This is a genomic window from Bacillus sp. SIMBA_008 (genome assembly GCF_046535495.1).
Classification (GTDB): Bacteria; Bacillota; Bacilli; order Bacillales; family Bacillaceae; genus Bacillus; species Bacillus subtilis.
Genome location: NZ_JAWRWL010001033.1, coordinates 1 through 246, shown reverse-complemented (window position 1 = coordinate 246; position 246 = coordinate 1). Strand labels below are relative to the sequence as shown.

Sequence of the window (246 nt, the reverse complement as noted above, 5' to 3'; positions counted from 1 at the left end):
ACCACTAAAACTGTCACTACGAATTCCATATTCAATTCTTGTTCTATTAGTAAATTCTTCACTACAATGCTCGTACTAACGTTATCAGATCAAAAGATCGTGCATTTAGATGAAGACGTAAATGATAGACTCACATCTTGGAACATACCTACCAATCTATTTACCTCACAGAAAAAAGTCACATTGCGAAATTTATTAAGCCACCAATCTGGAATCATTGATCCTCCTAATAGTTTTGAACATTAT

At 33.3% G+C, this 246-nt stretch carries 1 protein-coding gene; it reads left to right on the top strand.

Features of this window, described 5'->3' with window-relative positions; translation table 11 throughout:
• On the top strand, positions 1-246 hold a 246-nt coding region (locus tag SB658_RS26550), incomplete at both ends, for a serine hydrolase (RefSeq protein WP_410603481.1).